At 47.1% G+C, this 18,372-nt stretch carries 21 protein-coding genes; 16 read left to right on the forward strand and 5 right to left on the reverse strand.

The window, feature by feature from the left end; genetic code table 11:
* Positions 1–33 precede the first annotated feature (33 nt).
* The 5 genes from cheY to H0248_RS16515 all read left to right on the forward strand — a co-directional run bounded on the left by cheY (position 34) and on the right by H0248_RS16515 (position 4,966).
* Positions 34–423 carry a chemotaxis response regulator CheY gene (gene cheY, locus H0248_RS16495; RefSeq protein WP_039485752.1) on the forward strand — a complete coding sequence of 130 codons (390 nt, stop codon included), beginning with the start codon at positions 34–36 and terminating at the stop codon, positions 421–423.
* Positions 424–432: 9 nt separating this feature from the next.
* Positions 433–1,077, forward strand: a complete 645-nt coding sequence (gene cheZ / locus H0248_RS16500; RefSeq protein ID WP_180786728.1) for a protein phosphatase CheZ — start codon at positions 433–435, stop codon at positions 1,075–1,077.
* Between the two features lie 244 nt (positions 1,078–1,321).
* Positions 1,322–2,473 (forward strand): flagellar biosynthesis protein FlhB, encoded by a 1,152-nt coding sequence (flhB, locus tag H0248_RS16505; protein ID WP_180786729.1) that lies wholly within the window; start codon positions 1,322–1,324, stop codon positions 2,471–2,473.
* Positions 2,466–4,550, forward strand: coding sequence for a flagellar biosynthesis protein FlhA (gene flhA / locus H0248_RS16510; RefSeq protein ID WP_180786730.1), 2,085 nt, complete (start codon positions 2,466–2,468; stop codon positions 4,548–4,550). Before flhB ends, flhA begins: the two co-directional genes overlap by 8 nt.
* Positions 4,547–4,966, forward strand: a complete 420-nt coding sequence (locus tag H0248_RS16515) for a flagellar protein FlhE (protein ID WP_180786731.1) — start codon at positions 4,547–4,549, stop codon at positions 4,964–4,966. Before flhA ends, H0248_RS16515 begins: the two co-directional genes overlap by 4 nt.
* Before the next feature lie 54 nt (positions 4,967–5,020).
* Here H0248_RS16515 and H0248_RS16520 read toward each other — a convergent pair whose 3' ends face one another.
* From H0248_RS16520 to flgA, 3 genes are all read right to left on the reverse strand, one after another.
* A complete protein-coding gene (locus H0248_RS16520) occupies positions 5,021–5,458 on the reverse strand; it encodes a flagella synthesis protein FlgN (protein WP_180786732.1) in 438 nt (145 codons plus the stop codon).
* Between the two features lie 2 nt (positions 5,459–5,460).
* Positions 5,461–5,760 carry a flagellar biosynthesis anti-sigma factor FlgM gene (gene flgM, locus H0248_RS16525; RefSeq protein WP_180786733.1) on the reverse strand — a complete coding sequence of 100 codons (300 nt, stop codon included), beginning with the start codon at positions 5,758–5,760 and terminating at the stop codon, positions 5,461–5,463.
* Between the two features lie 141 nt (positions 5,761–5,901).
* Positions 5,902–6,570 carry a flagellar basal body P-ring formation chaperone FlgA gene (flgA, locus tag H0248_RS16530; RefSeq protein ID WP_180786734.1) on the reverse strand — a complete coding sequence of 223 codons (669 nt, stop codon included), beginning with the start codon at positions 6,568–6,570 and terminating at the stop codon, positions 5,902–5,904.
* 165 nt (positions 6,571–6,735) lie between these two features.
* Here flgA and flgB point away from each other — a divergent pair, with 165 nt between their 5' ends.
* The 11 genes from flgB to flgL all read left to right on the forward strand — a co-directional run bounded on the left by flgB (position 6,736) and on the right by flgL (position 17,001).
* A complete protein-coding gene (gene flgB / locus H0248_RS16535) occupies positions 6,736–7,152 on the forward strand; it encodes a flagellar basal body rod protein FlgB (protein ID WP_180786735.1) in 417 nt (138 codons plus the stop codon).
* Positions 7,153–7,180: 28 nt separating this feature from the next.
* A complete protein-coding gene (gene flgC, locus H0248_RS16540) occupies positions 7,181–7,585 on the forward strand; it encodes a flagellar basal body rod protein FlgC (protein ID WP_015840801.1) in 405 nt (134 codons plus the stop codon).
* 15 nt (positions 7,586–7,600) lie between these two features.
* The gene (flgD, locus tag H0248_RS16545; RefSeq protein ID WP_180786736.1) at positions 7,601–8,284 is read left to right on the forward strand and encodes a flagellar hook assembly protein FlgD; all 684 of its coding nucleotides are present in this window, start codon (positions 7,601–7,603) and stop codon (positions 8,282–8,284) included.
* A 74-nt stretch (positions 8,285–8,358) separates the two neighbouring features.
* On the forward strand, positions 8,359–9,633 hold the full coding sequence (gene flgE, locus H0248_RS16550) for a flagellar hook protein FlgE (RefSeq protein WP_180786737.1): 1,275 nt from the start codon (positions 8,359–8,361) through the stop codon (positions 9,631–9,633).
* Positions 9,634–9,654: 21 nt separating this feature from the next.
* Complete coding sequence (locus H0248_RS16555) at positions 9,655–10,410, forward strand: flagellar basal body rod protein FlgF (RefSeq protein ID WP_180786738.1); 756 nt, start codon at positions 9,655–9,657, stop codon at positions 10,408–10,410.
* Between the two features lie 27 nt (positions 10,411–10,437).
* Positions 10,438–11,220 (forward strand): flagellar basal-body rod protein FlgG, encoded by a 783-nt coding sequence (gene flgG, locus H0248_RS16560; protein WP_180786739.1) that lies wholly within the window; start codon positions 10,438–10,440, stop codon positions 11,218–11,220.
* 173 nt (positions 11,221–11,393) lie between these two features.
* Positions 11,394–12,107, forward strand: coding sequence for a flagellar basal body L-ring protein FlgH (locus H0248_RS16565; RefSeq protein ID WP_180786760.1), 714 nt, complete (start codon positions 11,394–11,396; stop codon positions 12,105–12,107).
* A 16-nt stretch (positions 12,108–12,123) separates the two neighbouring features.
* Positions 12,124–13,233, forward strand: a complete 1,110-nt coding sequence (locus H0248_RS16570) for a flagellar basal body P-ring protein FlgI (RefSeq protein ID WP_180786740.1) — start codon at positions 12,124–12,126, stop codon at positions 13,231–13,233.
* Positions 13,233–14,195 carry a flagellar assembly peptidoglycan hydrolase FlgJ gene (flgJ, locus tag H0248_RS16575; RefSeq protein WP_180786741.1) on the forward strand — a complete coding sequence of 321 codons (963 nt, stop codon included), beginning with the start codon at positions 13,233–13,235 and terminating at the stop codon, positions 14,193–14,195. The genes H0248_RS16570 and flgJ overlap by 1 nt, the downstream gene beginning before the upstream one ends.
* A 126-nt stretch (positions 14,196–14,321) precedes the next feature.
* Positions 14,322–16,016 (forward strand): flagellar hook-associated protein FlgK, encoded by a 1,695-nt coding sequence (flgK, locus tag H0248_RS16580; protein WP_180786742.1) that lies wholly within the window; start codon positions 14,322–14,324, stop codon positions 16,014–16,016.
* Between the two features lie 31 nt (positions 16,017–16,047).
* Entirely contained in the window at positions 16,048–17,001 is a 954-nt protein-coding gene (gene flgL / locus H0248_RS16585; protein WP_180786743.1) for a flagellar hook-associated protein FlgL, read from the forward strand.
* A 301-nt stretch (positions 17,002–17,302) separates the two neighbouring features.
* On the opposite strand, the gene fliR is transcribed toward flgL, so the two are convergent.
* Together fliR and fliQ are read right to left on the reverse strand one after the other, a co-directional pair.
* Complete coding sequence (gene fliR / locus H0248_RS16590; RefSeq protein WP_180786744.1) at positions 17,303–18,088, reverse strand: flagellar biosynthetic protein FliR; 786 nt, start codon at positions 18,086–18,088, stop codon at positions 17,303–17,305.
* A 2-nt stretch (positions 18,089–18,090) separates the two neighbouring features.
* Complete coding sequence (gene fliQ, locus H0248_RS16595) at positions 18,091–18,360, reverse strand: flagellar biosynthesis protein FliQ (RefSeq protein ID WP_010279609.1); 270 nt, start codon at positions 18,358–18,360, stop codon at positions 18,091–18,093.
* Positions 18,361–18,372: the final 12 nt, after the last annotated feature.

Below are 18,372 nucleotides of genomic sequence, written 5' to 3' on the forward strand. Positions count from 1 at the left end.
TCTCGGTGAGCAATAAATATTTTAGGAGTAGGTATGGCCGATAAAGAACTCAGATTTCTAGTAGTGGATGATTTTTCGACGATGCGCCGAATTGTCCGTAACCTGCTGAAGGAACTGGGCTTTAATAACGTAGAAGAGGCAGAGGACGGCGCAGATGCACTGAACAAGCTTCGCTCCAGTACTTTTGATTTTGTCATTTCTGACTGGAATATGCCCAACATGGATGGACTGGAGTTATTACAGACTATTCGTGCTGATGGCGCACTTTCCAGCCTTCCCGTGCTGATGGTAACGGCAGAAGCGAAGAAAGAGAACATTATTGCTGCGGCACAAGCGGGTGCTAGCGGCTATGTAGTTAAACCATTTACTGCAGCTACCCTTGAAGAAAAACTGAGTAAGATTTTCGAAAAATTGGGTATGTAAGGGGATCTTATGACGCCACATATGCCGTCCGTGAACGACACTGCTTCAGCAACCGAGATCATTTCGCGTATCGGCCAATTGACTCGTATGCTTCGCGACAGTTTGAAAGAGCTGGGTCTGGATAATGCGATAGCTGAAGCAGCAGAGGCTATTCCTGATGCCCGCGATCGTCTTGACTATGTTGTTCAGATGACTGCGCAAGCGGCAGAGCGTGCTCTGAACTGCGTAGAGGCTGCACAACCACGTCAAAACCAACTAGAAGCGGATGCCAAATCCTTGAAGACCCGTTGGGATGAATGGTTTGAAAATCCAATTGAACTGGCTGATGCGCGTGAATTAGTGACGGATACGCGTAGCTATCTTGAGGATGTCCCACAGCATACCTCGTTTACCAATGCTCAGTTGTTGGAAATTATGATGGCGCAGGATTTCCAAGACCTTACTGGTCAGGTAATCAAGCGTATGATGGATGTTGTCCAGGAGATTGAAAAACAACTGCTGATGGTGTTGCTGGAAAATATTCCAGAAAAACCAGATGCACCTAAGCGTGCAAGTGATGGTCTGCTGAATGGACCTCAGTTGGATAAAGGTGCCGCAGGGATTGTTGCTAATCAGGATCAGGTTGATGACCTTCTGGATAGTCTTGGGTTCTAATAAATCTTTCTTCAAGAAAGGAAGTCACTTCCTTTCTTGAAAAGATGACGAACACTATCACTCGGTTATTTATGGCCAGTATTTATGGCCATAAATAGCTAAATTCGCTTTTCCCTTCCCCTCAATTCTTACTATGCGTTAAAGAAGCATGGGTTTTTCTCGTTGTTCCAGCCATAAAACTTTCTCGTATTTGTCATGCTAAGCAGCAAATGCCTATCCCGAAAGTCGTAATAGGAACGCCATAGTGGCTGAAGATAGCGATCTAGAAAAAACAGAGGCCCCCACTCCCCAAAAAGAGGAAAAGGCGCGTGAAGAAGGGCAGATCCCGCGCTCGCGAGAGCTGACTTCTGTTCTGATGATGGTCGCAGGTCTGGCTATTTTGTGGATAGGAGGCGAAGCCATGGCTGGCCGATTGGCCAGAATTGTCTCACAGTCGTTAAATTTTGATTACGCAACGATTGGTGATGATACTCAAATGTTACGGCATGTTGGCTCATTACTGCGTCAGGCAGTATCGGCATTAATGCCCATTATGCTAGGCGCTGTGTTGGTTGCGCTGTCTGCACCTTTGCTACTTGGTGGGATATTATTTAGCACTAAATCATTAAAGGTTGACTTCAAAAAATTAGATCCCATTTCTGGTCTCAAACGATTGTTTTCCGCCCAATCGCTGGCTGAGCTCTTCAAAGCAATATTGAAATCAGTCATGGTTGGGATCATTAGTACCTTGTTCTTGATTCATAATTGGCCGACGATATTGCATCTGGTATCCGAAGCACCGACTGCGGCGATGGGTGATGCGCTGGAACTGGCCGTGATGTGTGGTTTCCTTATCATCATGGGGCTCATTCCTATGGTCGCTTTTGATGTGTTTTGGCAAGTTTGGAGCCACATCAAAAAGTTACGAATGAGCAAGCAGGAAATTCGTGATGAGCATAAACAGAGCGAAGGTGACCCGCATGTTAAAGGTCGTATTCGTCAGCAGCAGAGAGCCATTGCTCAGCGTAGAATGATGGCTGATGTGCCGAAGGCTGATGTGATAGTCACTAACCCGACGCATTATGCGGTAGCATTACGTTATGATGAGAAAAAAATGAATGCGCCGAGAGTGTTAGCTAAAGGGGCTGGTGAGATCGCGTTGCGTATTCGTGATTTGGGGGCCGAACATCGCGTTCCTATTTTAGAAGCCCCTCCGTTGGCGCGAGCGCTATTTCGTCATTCAGAGGTCGGACAGCATATTCCGGCTGCGCTATATGCCGCTGTTGCAGAAGTCTTAGCCTGGGTTTATCAACTGAAACGCTGGAAGCGGGAAGGTGGATTAATTCCTAGAAAACCGAAACATCTACCCGTGCCGGATGCACTGGATTTTGCTAAAGAGAATATTACTGATGGCTAATTTGGCCTCTTTGCTTCGTTTACCGAGTAATATGAAAGGTGGCCAATGGCAAATATTAGCCGGACCAATACTGATCCTGTTGATACTTTCCATGATGGTATTGCCGCTGCCGCCATTCATTCTGGATCTGTTATTTACCTTTAACATTGCACTGTCCATCATGGTATTGCTGGTTGCGATGTTTACACAGCGGACGTTGGAGTTTGCTGCGTTCCCTACGATTCTGCTGTTTTCTACTTTATTGCGTCTTTCGCTCAACGTCGCTTCTACCCGTATCATTTTGTTGGAAGGGCATACAGGGACGGCTGCCGCAGGTAAAGTGGTTGAAGCATTTGGTCACTTTCTGGTAGGCGGAAATTTTGCCATTGGTATCGTGGTCTTTATCATTCTTGTCTTAATCAACTTCATGGTTATCACTAAAGGTGCCGGACGTATCGCTGAAGTCGGTGCTCGCTTTGTGTTGGATGGCATGCCAGGCAAACAGATGGCGATCGATGCCGATCTTAATGCTGGGATCATTGGTGAAGAAGAAGCGAAAAAGCGCCGTGCTGAAGTCACTCAGGAGTCAGATTTTTATGGCTCAATGGACGGTGCCAGTAAATTCGTGCGCGGTGACGCTGTCGCTGGGTTGATTATCATGGTCATCAACGTCATTGGTGGATTGGTTGTTGGTGTCGCGCAGCACGGTATGCCAGTAGGGCAGGCTGCAGAAAGCTATACGCTGCTTACTATCGGTGATGGACTGGTTGCCCAGATTCCAGCTCTGATTATTTCTACCGCAGCAGGTGTCATTGTTACTCGCGTGAGTACCGATCAGGACGTTGGCCAGCAGATGGTCACCCAGCTATTCAATAACCCACGAGTGATGGTGCTGAGTGCGGCGGTTATTGGACTTATTGGTCTGGTTCCAGGAATGCCCAACTTTGTCTTTCTGTTATTCACCGCATCTTTGTTAGGGCTTGCCTGGTGGATGCGTGGAGAACAGCAGAAAGAACCCGCGATGCAACCTATACCAGCATCAATGGAGAAGCATCAAGTTATTGAAGCCAGCTGGTCTGATGTACAGCTTGAGGATCCGCTGGGTATGGAAGTCGGTTATCGATTAATCCCAATGGTTGACGCGCAGCAAGATGGCGAGCTGCTCGGCAGGATTCGTAGTATCAGGAAGAAGTTTGCCCAGGAAATGGGATACTTACCGCCAGTGGTTCATATCCGGGATAATTTGGAACTTCAGCCTGCCAGCTATCGCATATTGATGAAAGGTGTTGAGGTAGGTAGCGGTGAGGCTCATCCTGGTCGTTGGATGGCGATCAACCCAGGCAATGCAGTTGGCTCTTTGTCTGGAGATATCACGCAGGATCCAGCGTTTGGGCTGCCTGCGGTCTGGATTGATAATGCTCTCAAAGATCAAGCTCAAGCTCAAGGGTTCACCGTCGTAGAGGCAAGTACTGTAGTAGCAACGCACCTGAACCACTTAATCGCATTGCATGCCAGTGAACTGTTTGGGCGACAGGAAGCTCAGCAACTGATGGATCGTGTTGCTCAGGAAATGCCAAAACTGACAGAAGATTTCATTCCGGGTGTAGTGACGTTAACGACCTTGCATAAGGTGTTGCAAAATCTGCTGAGCGAAAGAGTTTCGATAAGGGATATGCGCACCATCATGGAGACGTTGGCTGAACATGCGCCGGTGCAACCGGATCCTTATGAGCTCACTACGGTAGTTAGGGTTGCTCTGGGGCGTGCGATTACTCAGCAGTGGTTCCCAGGGGACAGTGAACTTCAGGTTATCGGTCTGGAAGGTTCGCTGGAACGCCTTCTGTTACAAGCGCTTCAAGGTGGTGGTGGTCTCGAACCGGGGCTTGCCGATCGTCTGCTTGAACAGGCAAAACAAGCGCTACAGCGACAGGAAATGTTGGGTGCTCCGCCTGTTTTGCTTGTGAATCATGCTTTACGCGCTTTGCTTGCCCGATTCTTGCATCGCAGCTTGCCAAATATGGCCGTACTTTCTAATTTGGAAATCAGCGATCACCGTCAGATCCGGATGACATCAGTGATAGGGGAAGCTCAGAGATGAGAACGATGATTTGCTCTATGGTCGCAATCGCGCTGACACTTCCGTTTTATGCCACCGCGACACCAGGTAGTTGGAACGGAAGTCTGCCTGGAATCAAACTCGATTACCGTGGCGAAATGGTTACCACGTCGGCTTTTTCTCCTAACATAGCAATTAAGCCAGAGGAAACCATTACAACAATATATTGGCGGCATCTTATTGATTCAGAGATACCGACAGGGCTTGTGGTTAAACTCTGCTCACAATCTCCGCAGCGTTGTGTTGACCTAGGTGGAAGTGGTGACGGGCAAACTCAGTCATTCGAGGGGCTTGCGGCTAGCAATGAGTTCCGCTTTGTCTACTATATTGCGGGGAATGGCCGTGTTAATCACACTTTCAGTGTGCGTAAGATCGATATTGCGGTAAATTATAAATAGCTTTCTAAGTGCTGTTTAGATAAACAAAAGTCTCTGCCTAAAACCCAGAGACTTTTAGAATGTAATTTTCCTACCGCCAACTGTTACACTTTTCGAGTGACCATCTGGACCATACAAACCTTGGCCATGGCGAGGCTTCAATATGTTGATGGCTTCGTTTGTATAGGCAATATGCCGGCTAAGCAGAAGACCATTGTGCTGATTCTGATCATTCAAACGTCTGGTTAACTCTTGCACTTGCTGCCAGTAAGTCGACAGATTTTCAATGCCGTCATAGGGGGCTTGTAGCTTAAGAGTCGATTCAGTTTTATGGCGCTGTGTTTCCAAATGCTGCATCGTCGCTAACAAGGAGGTTTTTTTCTCTGTTACCTGTTGCAGCGCGATGCTATTAATATGACCCGCGCAAAGCAGGGTTTGCTCTTCGGACATAACAACATCGAGTTCACGTAGGTTGCTCAGCAACTGATCCAGAATCGATTGCAGATTTTCCATAACTATTCATTACCTGCTAAAAAATCCTGCGTCTCTTTAAGCAGTGCATCTGCGATTTTTCCAGCATCAATTTTAAGTGAGCCATCACGAATTGCCTGCTTTAAAGTTTCAACGCGGTTCATGTCGATGTCCTGCGTACCCGGTTGCATCAATTTTGCCTGCGCGTCGCTCAGTTTTACCTGTGTTGCGCTAACTTCAGACTGAGCTTCAGCTTGTTTACGTTTAGCTTTAGCGACATCACCAGATTCGCGCTGCTGAACTTGACTGACCGGCTTCAGTGACTGGGTGCGATCAATACTCATAATACGTCCCTCTGATTTGAGGATAAATAGTTAATAAACAATGTGTTGAGAAATTTCCGTCACATTGGTGTTTAATTGTAAAACGTCGTCAGTAATGACTCTGTAGCTATTATCGACAAACATGCGTAAATCTTTAATTAATTACTGTGAGATCAGAATAATCCCATCTTCGTTGGTGATTCCGCTGACTATTTGTCCATTTGCCGTTCTGACTCTGACCGCTTGCCCGGCTGCCGCATTGTTCATGGCCTTTCCTTCACCATTAATTGTGAAGCCTTCACCTTGGGCGATAATCTGCACTGATTGGCCTGCCTTTACGACCCAGGCGCGTCTGATCATCGCTACCGTAATAACTTGACCAGGTGTAAGATCGCGTAAGACGACTGCGCCCTCTGCGCCTGGTAACGTCAGTATGGGGCGCAACGGTAATAAATCGAGCCTGCCTTTTGTCAAACGAATGTCTTTTTCTGTCAGCGTGGTTCCACGATTTATAAGCCGTGCACTGGTGACATAATTCCCCGTTACCTGAACCTCTGTTTGAATGAAGCGGCGCTGTTGTCCGCAACGCACGGACAGGCTCACATTGCCCCACATTTTCGTATTTCCAGGCAGCGTGATTTGCGGCGCTTCGCACTGTGGCCATTGCGATTCTGGCGATTTTACCACAACGTTTACGGTATTCGTGCTTCCCTGAAAGCGTGAGGCAAAAAATTGATTGATCTGTGCAGGAAGGTCGTTTGCATTGACAGGGGCACAAAGGGTGAAAAAACAGGACGCCGCCAGATAGAAGTAATAATGTATTGTTTTCATTCCTGTTCGGCTCTCCTGATCCTGATGATATCGGGCATTAAGTGTAACGATGTCAACGTGAGGTTAAGGCAATAAATAGCGCTGCATTTGGTGTCTATTCGTTCGATGGCATAGCCATCATGAGAATTATCCTACTCACTCCAAATTCTAACTTGCGGAGGGAGCATGCTTGATAAATTAAACGCCTCGTTGCGGTTTCAGCAGGAAGCGTTGAACTTGCGTGCCCAGCGGCAGGAAATTCTGGCCGCGAATATTGCCAATGCAGATACACCCGGCTATCAGGCCAGGGATATCGATTTTGCCAGCCAGCTCAGTAAAACAATGGAGCAAGGGCGTGTGAACGGTACGGGTATCGCGCTGAAAACTACATCTGTACGGCATATACCGGCACAGAACTTTCAGCCACCGGAACTTGATTTGCTCTATCGCGTACCCGATCAGCCTGCATTGGATGGCAATACGGTCGATATGGATCGTGAACGCACTAATTTTGCCGATAATAGCCTGAAATATCAAACCAGCCTGACCGTTCTGAGTGGACAGATTAAAGGCATGATGTCGGTTCTGCAGTCAGGTTCATGATCGTAGCGCGATGAGAAGGTAAAGATTCATGTCGTTATTAAATATATTTGAAATTTCAGGTTCAGCGCTTTCTGCGCAATCTCAACGTCTGAATGTGAGCGCCAGTAACCTGGCTAACGCCGACAGTGTGACGGGGCCTGATGGCGAACCTTATCGCGCCAAGCAGGTTGTATTCGAAGTGAATGCCGCTCCGGGGCAGTCAACGGGTGGCGTACGCGTTGCCAATGTTATTGAAGATCCATCGCCTGCTCGTCTGGTTTATGAGCCGGGCAATCCGCTAGCTGATGGGCAGGGATACGTTCGCATGCCGAATGTTGACCCAGTGGCTGAGATGGTAAACACCATTTCTGCATCGCGCAGTTATCAGGCAAACGTCGAAGTGTTGAATACGACAAAATCGATGATGCTGAAGACGTTAACTATCGGGCAATAATCGGGAGACGAAATAGTGTCTGTAACAACTAATGATACGTCCTCGGCAACGAGAACACAGAGCACGTCGAGTACTTCGCCGACAACAACGGTAGAGAAAAACAGCAGTGCTGACCTACAGAATCAGTTTCTGACACTCCTGGTTGCGCAGTTAAAGAATCAGGATCCGACGAACCCGATGAGCAACGATCAGCTTGTAAGTCAGCTTGCTCAGCTTAATACGGTCAGCGGCATTGAGAAATTGAATACCACATTGGGTTCTATCTCTGGTCAGATTAATAACAATCAGTCTATGCAAGCCACAACGCTGATTGGTCACAGTGTCATGATCCCTGGAAAAGATATCCTTGTTGGTAAAGAAACCAGCACTCCCTTTGGTGTTGAATTGGAAAAAGCAGCGGAAGTCGTTACCGTCACTATTAATGATTCGACAGGTAAAGCCGTGCGTACCATTGAACTGGGGACACTTTCTGCTGGCGTTCACTCATTCAACTGGGATAGCAAACTTTCTGATGGCACGGTTGCACCTGATGGGGCTTACACCTTTACTGTAGCCGCCAGCACGAGTGGAGCACAGCAGGTTGTTCAACCACTGAGCTATGCCGTTGTCAATAGTGTTGTTCGTGGTGACAGCGGCGCATTGCTGGATTTAGGACTGCGCGGCAGAGCGACTATGGACGATGTCCGGCAGATTCTGTAACAGTATAAATTTCATGTTATTCCAGTGAAACTTACTAACTGGAATATGATTTAATCAATTCTCTGGAGAGCAACATGAGTTTTTCTCAGGCGATCAGTGGTATTAATGCAGCATCTAATAACCTAGATGTTATTGGCAATAACATCGCTAACTCAGCAACCGTAGGCTTCAAAGCTAGCACGGTTACCTTTGGTGATATGTTTGCAGGGTCGCAAGTCGGTATGGGTGTACAAGTGGCTGCAGTGTTGCAGGATTTCTCTAATGGCACCATCACGTCGTCTTCTCGAGACTTGGATGTTGCGATTAGTAACGGCGCCGGCTTTTATCGCATGCAAGATACCAATGGTGACACCTATTATAGCCGCAATGGTCAGTTTATGCTGAACGGCCGTAATATCGTCAATGCGCAAGGTATGCAATTGACAGGGTATCCTGCTGTCGGGGCACCACCTGTTGTTCAAACTGGGGGCGATCCACAGCCGCTGACGATTCCTGATGGCGATATGTTTGCTAAGGCTACTGATACCGCATCTTTGATAGCTAGCTTGAAGTCATCAGATTCTGTACCGTCCAGGCCTTGGGTTGCTGCCAATCCAACAGCTACACCTCCCGTATTAAGTACGGAGGGCCAGGAAGGAACCTTTAACAGCACAACGTCACTGACGACTTATGATAGTCAGGGGAATAAGCACGATTTTACGCTGTACTTTGTTAAGGTTAGCGATAATAACTGGAAGACTTATGCGCGTGATGGGTCTGCGGCATCCCCTAAATATCAAGATGTGGGTAATCTGGTTTTTGGCGCTAACGGTGCATTACTTTCCCAGAATCCGTCCCCCAATGCGACCACCGGCATAACGCCAGGAGCCCTTACACTCGATCTCGCGGGAACTAATGGCGCGGCGCAGGGGACGTTCACACTCGATTTTACGGGTAGCGTTCAGCAAAACACAGACTATAGCTATAAAAGCCCCGTTCAGAATGGCTATGCGCCAGGTGCCCTGACAGGATTTGCTATCCAAGGAGATGGTACGATCGAAGGTAGCTACAACAATGGTCAGAAACAAGCATTAGGCCAGATTGTGTTAGTGGGCTTTGCTAACCCAGGGGGGTTAGTGCCTAATGGGGATAACGTCTGGTCTGAAACGGCAAGTTCTGGGCAGGCTGTTGTTGGTGTTGCGGGTTCAGGAAATTTAGGTCGTCTCATCGGTAAATCGACGGAAGCGTCAAACGTTGATATGGGGCAAGAATTGGTCAACATGATCGTTGCGCAACGTAATTACCAATCAAACGCGCAGACGATTAAAACGCAGGACTCCATTCTGCAAACACTGGTTAGTATGCGCTAATTATCCTAACGGGGACATTGCATGGATCACGCGATTTATACGGCAATGGGTGGCGCGAGTCAGTCATTGGAAAAGCAGGCGATTACTGCGAACAACTTGGCAAACGCCTCAACGCCGGGTTTTCGGGCACAGCTTTCCGCGCTGCGTGCTGTACCAGTAAATGGGGTGACACTGCCTACCCGAACATTGGTTGTCGCTTCAACGCCTGGCGCTGATATGACTGAAGGCGTGATGAATTATACTGGCCGTGCAATGGATGTCGCTTTACCGAAAGAGAGTTGGCTGGCAGTACAAACAGCTGATGGCGGTGAAGCGTACACCCGTAATGGTAATATGGAGATCAACGCTGATGGGCAGTTGACTATACAGGGGCGTGTTGTGATGGGTGACGGCGGGCCGATTGATGTGCCGCAGCAGGCTCAGATCAGCATTTCTCCTGATGGTACGATTTCTGCCCTTAATGCTGGGGATCCACCGAATACTATTGCCCTGTTGGGGCGTTTGAAGCTCGTTAAGGCTACAGGACAAGAAGTTGAGCGGTCTGATGACGGTTTATTCCGCTTGACGCAACAGGCTCAGCAACAACGTGGTAATGTTCTGCAAAACGATCCCACTGTGCGTATTATGCCAGGTGTGATCGAAGGCAGTAATGTGAACACGGTTGATACGATGGTCGATATGATTGCCAATGCTCGTCGCTTTGAAATGCAGATGAAAGTCATTAGCAGTGTCGACGATAATGCACAACGCGCTAATCAGATATTAGCAATGGGTTAAGCGCCGAGTGCGCACAGGAGTGAATAAATGATCCGTTCTTTGTGGATTGCAAAAACCGGCTTAAATGCTCAGCAAACCAATATGGACGTTATTTCCAATAACTTGGCAAACGTCAGCACCAATGGTTTCAAGCGTCAGCGTGCGGTATTTGAAGACTTAATGTATCAAACCATTCGTCAGCCCGGTGCTCAATCTTCAGAGCAAACCATGCTACCGTCTGGTTTGCAGTTAGGTACAGGTGTTCGTCCGGTATCAACAGAGCGTATTCATACTCAAGGGACCTTTTCCGAAACGGGTAACTCTAAAGATGTTGCGATTAAAGGGCAGGGGTTCTTTCAGGTTCAGTTGCCTGACGGCACAACGGCTTACACGCGTGACGGTGCTTTCCAACTTGATGGTAATGGCCAGCTAGTGACGTCCAGCGGTTATCAGGTTCAGCCCGCTATCACTGTGCCAGCGAATGCGACAGAACTGAATATCGGTCGTGACGGTGTTGTCAGTGTTAAAGTGCAGGGACAGGCGGCAACAAACCAGATTGGCCAGTTGACGCTGACAACCTTTATTAACGATAGCGGCCTTGAGAGCATGGGTGAAAATTTGTATTTGGAAACCGCCAGCTCAGGTGCGCCAAATGAATCGAATCCAGGATTGAATGGTGCTGGTCTGCTGTATCAGAAATATGTCGAAACCTCTAACGTCAACGTGGCAGAGGAATTGGTATCGATGATTCAGACTCAGCGTGCTTACGAAATCAACAGTAAAGCAATTTCTTCTTCTGACCAAATGCTGCAGAAATTGACCCAACTGTAATAGGTAACCCGCTACTTTCAGGAGCGGGTGCTATTGTTCCTGAAAGTAGCCATGTAGACAGTGTTTAACGGGGTAATAATGACCATGAACACCCGATGAGTGGGCTAGTATGGTTTTGATTTACCTCGTGAATAGGTGAAATAGATTAATTTAAGGCGATATCCGCAGTGATAATGAATGCAAAGTCGGTTATCAAACCACTCCGCCGACACCGTCTGTTGGCATTGATCGCGATGCTAGCACTTAACGGTTGCGCCTATATTCCGCATGATAAAGTTGTCACTGGGCCTACGACTGCTCAGCCTGGATCGCCTGTATTAGCGGGTCCTAATGGTTCTATCTTCCAAACCGTGCAGCCGATGAATTATGGCTATCAGCCAATGTTTGAAGATCGTCGCCCACGTAATATTGGCGACACCTTAACGATCGTGTTGCAGGAAAATGTGAGTGCCAGTAAAAGCTCGTCAGCCAATGCTGCTCGTAATGGTGCGTCAACGTTCGGTGTAACGGCGGTACCGCGTTATCTTGACGGACCGTTGGGTAATAATCGTGCGTCGCTGGATGCGACAGGAACGAATGACTTCAGTGGGCAAGGTGGTGCGAATGCGAACAACACCTTCAGTGGTACGATTACCGTTACGGTTGGTCAAGTACTAGCTAATGGCAATCTACAGGTCGTTGGAGAAAAACAAATTGCCATTAATCAGGGAACAGAGTTTATTCGTTTCTCTGGGGTAGTTAATCCGAGAACCATTAGCGGTAACAACTCGGTACCATCAACCCAGGTGGCGGATGCGCGTATTGAATATGTTGGTAATGGCTATATTAACGAAGCGCAAAACATGGGCTGGTTACAGCGGTTCTTCCTCAATGTTTCTCCGTTCTAAGCTTAAGAGGCCTGCCATGCGGATTGCATCATTTTTCATTGTACTGCTGACGTTACTGACGCTGAATATTGCCCCTGCGTCGGCAGAGAGAATTCGCGATCTGGTAAATATCCAGGGCGTGCGTGGTAATGCGTTAATTGGTTATGGTTTAGTGGTTGGCCTAGATGGCTCGGGTGACCAGACCACGCAGACACCGTTTACGACGCAAAGCTTAACTAACATGCTTTCCCAGTTGGGGATTACCGTTCCTGCCGGAACCAACATGCAGTTGAAGAATGTGGCGGCGGTAATGGTAACGGCGGAACTTCCACCTTTCGGTAGATCCGGCCAAAACATTGACGTTGTTGTCTCCTCACTCGGTAACGCGAAGAGCCTGCGAGGCGGGACGTTGTTAATGACGCCATTGAAAGGTGTCGATAACCAAGTGTATGCCCTCGCCCAGGGTAACGTTTTAGTTGGTGGTGCTGGTGCTTCTGCTGGTGGAAGCAGTGTTCAGGTAAACCAACTTGCTGGTGGCAGAATCAGTAATGGTGCCGTCATCGAGAGAGAGCTACCTAGCACGTTTGGCACGTCAAATACGATAATGCTGCAACTGAAGAATGACGACTTCTCGATGGCGCAGAAAGTCAGCGATGCAATCAATCGTTCTGGGTACGGTGGTACAGCGACTCCGCTGGATTCTCGTACCATTCAGGTACTTGCTCCGCATGGCAACAGTTCTCAGGTTCGCTTTTTGGCTGATGTCCAGAATATTGAAGTTAACGTCGGTATTCAGGATGCCAAGGTCATTATTAATTCTCGTACCGGATCTGTTGTGATGAATCGTGATGTTACGCTGGATAGCTGTGCTATCGCCCAGGGTAACCTCTCTGTGACAATCAATCAGCAGGCTAACGTCAGCCAACCTAATACTCCATTTGGTGGTGGTCAGACGGTTGTAACACCGCAAACAGAGATTTCGGTTCAGCAAGCGGGTGGTGCCTTGCAGCGTGTCAATTCCAGCGCCAACCTTAATAATGTTGTGCGTGCACTGAATTCTCTGGGGGCGACGCCGATGGAGCTGATGTCTATTCTGCAGGCGATGCAAAGCGCAGGATGTTTGCGTGCCAAACTGGAAATTATCTGATGAGTGACATGCAGACGCTGAATAATGCGGCCTATGATGCGCAGTCCCTGAATACGTTGAAGCGTGAAGTTTCAGGTAATCCTCAAAGCAAAGAGGGGATCAGGGCAGTTGCGCAACAAATGGAAGGCGTGTTTGTGCAATTAATGATGAAAAGCATGCGTTCAGCGATTCCGCAGGACGGGCTCTTCAACAGCGATCAGACGCGTCTGTATACCTCAATGTATGACCAGCAAATTGCTCAAGAGATCTCAACTAAGGGCAAAGGACTTGGGCTTGCGGATGTTATGGTTGAGCAATTGACCCGCCAATCTCCTGATGTAACAGCAGCTAAAGCTCCGGTTCCTTCCGTTCCATTAACATTCGATGGTGATGTACTCAAAAGTATGCCCACTGCGGCCGTGGAGCAGATGGTACGTAAAGCGCTACCCAAATTGCCTACAACAGGTTCAGCGTTGCCGTTATCCAATAGTAATTTTGTGTCTCAGATTTCTTTACCTGCTCAGATTGCCAGCCAGCATAGCGGTATACCTCACCATCTTATTATTGCTCAGGCTGCACTTGAGTCCGGTTGGGGTCAGCGTGAAATTCCTACCGAAGATGGGCGTCCAAGCCACAATTTATTCGGCATTAAGGCTGGCGGCAATTGGAATGGACCAACCACTGAGATAACCACGACAGAGTATGAGCAAGGTGTAGCTAAAAAGGTAAAAGCCAGCTTCAGGGTGTACGATTCCTATATTGAAGCGATTGGTGATTATGTGAAATTGTTGACCAATAACCCACGCTACTCTGCTGTGATGAGTGCCGGAACGGCTGAGCAAGCGGCACATGCATTGCAAAAAGCGGGTTATGCAACCGATCCGCAATATGCTCAGAAACTGGTTAATATGATCCAGCAAATGAAAAATTCTGGTGAGAAAGTGGCGAAAGCCTACACGCACGATTTGAGCCGCCTATTTTGATTTTTTTATTCAAGATTTACGCGTCCTGACCGATAAAGTATTTAACTTACGTGGCGTATTTGCTGCTTTCAGCATTTGATTAATCGCGCAGGGCGAGAAGAGCCTGTGTAAAAGGAACAACATCCTATGTCCAATTTACTTAACACTGCGATGAGTGGCTTAAAAGGTGCACAGGTTGCGCTGAGTGTCGTGAGTAACAACATTAGCAATCAAGCTGTTACTGGCTATAGCAGGCAAAATGCGATACTTGAGCAGACAATAAGCAGTGCTACGTCGGCTGGATATGTGGGAAATGGTGTCAATACCGTTAGCATCAATCGCCAGTATAATGAATTTATTACCAACCAGCTACGTTCCGCTCAGACGACAAGCAGTTCAGTTACCGCTTATTACGAGCAAGTTTCCAAGATCGATAATCTGCTGGCTAGCAGTACAACGAGCCTTTCATCAACCATACAGGGCTTCTTTTCTAACCTGCAAAACCTCACCAGTAACGCAGGTGATTCGTCGACTCGTCAAACGGTACTGGGTAAAGCTGAAGGGCTGGTAAACCAATTCAAGGTCACGGATAAATATCTGCGTGATATGGATAGCGGGCTGAATACCCAGATTCAAAGTATTGTCGGCCAAGTTAATACTTATACCAAACAAATTGCATCTTTAAATAATGATATCAATCGCTTATTAGGATCAAATAATGGTGCAATGCCTAATGATTTGCTCGATCAGCGCGATACATTAGTCGATCAGCTTAATAAGTTAGTGGGAGTTGATGTCGTCATTCAGGATGGAACGGTTTATAACGTTACGTTAAAGAATGGGACTAACCTCGTTCAGGCAGGCAGTAGTAATCAATTGGTAGCAATAGGTTCGAGTAGCGATGCAACTCGCCTTACCATTGGTTATCAAGATCGATCAGATAGAGTTGTCACGTTGAATGAGAGTACGTTAACGGGCGGTTCATTAGGGGGATTGCTCTCCTTCCGTTCAGAGACGCTGGATGGGGCACGCAATCAGTTAGGGCAGTTAGCGCTGGCATTCGCTGATGCGTTTAATACCCAACATCAAGAAGGTTACGACCGCGATGGCGTTAAAGGCGGTGATTTCTTCTCTTTTGGTAAGGCTGTGGTTCTGAACGACAGCAAGAATGCTGGCAACGCAGTGTTAACTCCGTCTTACACCGATACTAAAGATGTGCAGGCAACTAATTATTCGATTAAATACGATGGCGCTAATTGGCAAGTCACTCGTTTATCTGATAATTCAACATTCACAGCAGCGGTGGATACCTCTGATAACAGCTTGAATTTTGATGGTGTCAAAATGGCTATCACAGGCACACCTGCAACGAATGACAGTTTCCTGCTTAAGCCGGTCAATGACGCCATTATTGATATGTCAGTCGCTATCTCCGATCCGAATAAGATTGCTGCGGCATCCGTTAAGCTTGACGAAAACGGTACCCCAGTTTTGGACGCAAGCGGTAATCCTGTGTTTGGCGGTGTGAGTGATAACATCAACGCTAAGGCACTGCTTGCTTTGCAGAATGAAAAAATAGTAGGTGGAAAAGCGAGCGTTTCTGGGGCCTATGCTAGTTTGGTAGGTACAATTGGTAACCAAACCAGTACGCTGAAGATAAATAATACATCGCAGCAAAACGTTGTTAAGCAGTTGACAGCAGAACAGCAGTCCGTATCCGGTGTAAACCTGGATGAAGAGTACGGCGATTTGATGCGGTATCAGCAATACTATATGGCAAATGCTCAAGTCATCAAAACAGCACAATCTATATTTGATGCACTTTTAGCGGCTCGTAACTAGTTTGACCATTTGATTGAGAGGAAGTAATACCATGCGTTTAAGTACTAGCATGATATATCAGCAAAATATGCAAGGCATTATTAATGGTCAGGCGACGTGGCAAAAAACGGGTGAGCAGTTAGCAACGGGCAAACGTGTCGTAAACCCATCAGATGATCCGATTGCAGCAGCAAATGTTATTATGATTGGCCAGTCTCAGTCGGAGAACAGCCAGTATACGCTAGCGCGTACGTTTGCTAAACAAAGTATGTCTCTGGAAGAGTCTATTTTAGGTAAAAGCACTACTACGATCACTAGTGCATTAAGTGAAGTAATTAAGGCGGGCGGAACTAATAATGATGATAACCGTAGCTCAATCGCAGCATCGTTACGTGGCATGAAAGCTGAATTGTTGAATATGGCTAATAGCACCGATGGCAATGGTAATTATATTTTCTCAGGTTATGAAACTGATAAAACTCCCTTTGTCGAAGGTGCATCTGGTGTTGAATATCAAGGCGGATATCAGGCCATTTCACAACAAGTGGATTCTTCTCGTTCTATGACAGTGAGCCATATTGGCTCTGATGTATTTATGCGGGCTACTGGTGGCGCAAAAACTGAACCTGATGGTAGTGTACAGGCTGATTTATTTGAAAGTCTTGATCTTGCTATCAAAGCACTTGAAACGCCGCTCGATGGTGCTGATGATGCAACGAAAGCCAGTGTTGCTGCTGCGATGGATACAGCAAACCGCGGTTTAAACAACTCATTTAATAATATTTCAGCCGTTCGTGCAGAGTTGGGTATCCAGCTCAATGAAATTGATAATCTTGATGCTATTGGTAAAGACCGTGATGTAGCGAATAAAACAGCGCTGTCGCAATTACAAGATACAGACTGGTATGAGGCGATTTCCTCTTACATCATGCAACAGTCTTCTCTGCAGGCCTCTTATACGGCTTTCCAGAATATGCAGGGAATGTCGTTATTCCAGATGAGGTAGTAGTCATAGACGATATTTTTCTATACTACTCTACGGTTTGAATACGCTTAAACCGGGCGTATTTTTTGGGCGTGTCATTCTCTTTATTGTATTGAATGACATGCCATTTTTTATTCCTCATTTCTTTATGCCCTCCTGCTATTTCTTTCGATATTTAGTTCATTGAGAGTGAGATGATTGTGTAAACATGTCTCATCACCGCTGCAATTCCTAAGTAATATACGCATTGGGATTAACGACGTGCACTCTACCCATCGTCTGAACTTTGTTCAATACTGAGTTTATACTTGCCTGCAGGCTGTCAGGAACTTGCTAGCTGAGTGAGAATATCAGCGAGTAAATCGAAAACTTCGCTGAATAAATGCTCTGCAAAGGGAGGGATAAGGGGAAGTAATAAACCTAACGTCATGATTCCCACTGTGAGTGTAATGGGGAAGCCAACGACAAATATCGAGAGCTGGGGCGCCATACGGTTAAGCATGCCTAATGCCAGGTTGATGGTCAGTAATAGCGTTATAATGGGCAATGCCAACATCAATCCATTAATAAAGATTAACCCGCCGGCGCGCGCAAGAGCGAGAAAGGCATGGCTGTTAATAGGATTGGTACTGATGGGCAGAGTATAGAAACTATCTGCTAATAGTGAAATCATCCAGAGGTGCCCATCAAAGGTTAAGAACAATAAAATTGCGAGAATATTCAGGAAACGGGCGATTACCTGCATATTCGGGCCACCAGTGGGATCAAAGAAGGTCGCAAAAGCGAGCCCCATTTGTAAGCCAATGAGTTCGCCAGCATGGCGAATAGCGGCAAATGCTAACTGCATTGATAGGCCGAGCATAACACCGATGAGAATTTGCTGTATTAACAGCCATACACCCATGACGGAAAAAATAGGCGTGGTATTTAACGGTAAATAGGGCACAACGAGTAGGGTAATCAGTACACCCAGACCGATTTTTACCCGATTGCCAATTGCTCTTTCGTTAAAGACCGGTGCGGTGCTGATCAGTGCGAGAATTCTGACAAAAGGCCAGAAAAACTGACTGGCCCAATTCATTATGTCCCAGCTGTTGAACGTCAGCATACTTACCCAATAATGTTAGGTAACTGGCCGAATAGCGTACGCATATAGTCCAGCATGAGGTTTAACATCCAAGGGCCAGCGATCACTAAGGTGAAGAAGACCGTTAGGATTTTAGGGATAAACGACAGCGTCATTTCGTTTATCTGAGTGGCTGCCTGCAGGAGGCTAATAAGCAGACCGCTGAGTAGTGCTGCCATCAACGGAGGTGCTGCCAACGCCAATGCTACCTTCATTGCCTCATAGCCAAGTGCCATTACCGATTCTGGTGTCATAGTCGCATTCCT

Source organism: Pectobacterium brasiliense (genome assembly GCF_013449685.1).
Taxonomy (GTDB): Bacteria; Pseudomonadota; Gammaproteobacteria; order Enterobacterales; family Enterobacteriaceae; genus Pectobacterium; species Pectobacterium brasiliense_A.

Coding starts and splice junctions, on each gene's coding strand:
- flgM (WP_180786733.1), bottom strand. CDS start 5,760: ATGAGTATTGATCGCACCCAGTCACTGAAGCCGGTCAGTCAAGTTCAG.
- H0248_RS16565 (WP_180786760.1), top strand. CDS start 11,394: ATGAATGCAAAGTCGGTTATCAAACCACTCCGCCGACACCGTCTGTTG.
- flgL (WP_180786743.1), top strand. CDS start 16,048: ATGCGTTTAAGTACTAGCATGATATATCAGCAAAATATGCAAGGCATT.
- H0248_RS16555 (WP_180786738.1), top strand. CDS start 9,655: ATGGATCACGCGATTTATACGGCAATGGGTGGCGCGAGTCAGTCATTG.
- flgC (WP_015840801.1), top strand. CDS start 7,181: ATGTCGTTATTAAATATATTTGAAATTTCAGGTTCAGCGCTTTCTGCG.
- flgE (WP_180786737.1), top strand. CDS start 8,359: ATGAGTTTTTCTCAGGCGATCAGTGGTATTAATGCAGCATCTAATAAC.
- flgG (WP_180786739.1), top strand. CDS start 10,438: ATGATCCGTTCTTTGTGGATTGCAAAAACCGGCTTAAATGCTCAGCAA.
- flgK (WP_180786742.1), top strand. CDS start 14,322: ATGTCCAATTTACTTAACACTGCGATGAGTGGCTTAAAAGGTGCACAG.
- flgJ (WP_180786741.1), top strand. CDS start 13,233: ATGAGTGACATGCAGACGCTGAATAATGCGGCCTATGATGCGCAGTCC.
- H0248_RS16515 (WP_180786731.1), top strand. CDS start 4,547: ATGAGAACGATGATTTGCTCTATGGTCGCAATCGCGCTGACACTTCCG.
- flgA (WP_180786734.1), bottom strand. CDS start 6,570: ATGAAAACAATACATTATTACTTCTATCTGGCGGCGTCCTGTTTTTTC.
- flhA (WP_180786730.1), top strand. CDS start 2,466: ATGGCTAATTTGGCCTCTTTGCTTCGTTTACCGAGTAATATGAAAGGT.
- fliR (WP_180786744.1), bottom strand. CDS start 18,088: ATGCTGACGTTCAACAGCTGGGACATAATGAATTGGGCCAGTCAGTTT.
- H0248_RS16520 (WP_180786732.1), bottom strand. CDS start 5,458: ATGGAAAATCTGCAATCGATTCTGGATCAGTTGCTGAGCAACCTACGT.
- cheY (WP_039485752.1), top strand. CDS start 34: ATGGCCGATAAAGAACTCAGATTTCTAGTAGTGGATGATTTTTCGACG.
- flgB (WP_180786735.1), top strand. CDS start 6,736: ATGCTTGATAAATTAAACGCCTCGTTGCGGTTTCAGCAGGAAGCGTTG.
- H0248_RS16570 (WP_180786740.1), top strand. CDS start 12,124: ATGCGGATTGCATCATTTTTCATTGTACTGCTGACGTTACTGACGCTG.
- cheZ (WP_180786728.1), top strand. CDS start 433: ATGACGCCACATATGCCGTCCGTGAACGACACTGCTTCAGCAACCGAG.
- fliQ (WP_010279609.1), bottom strand. CDS start 18,360: ATGACACCAGAATCGGTAATGGCACTTGGCTATGAGGCAATGAAGGTA.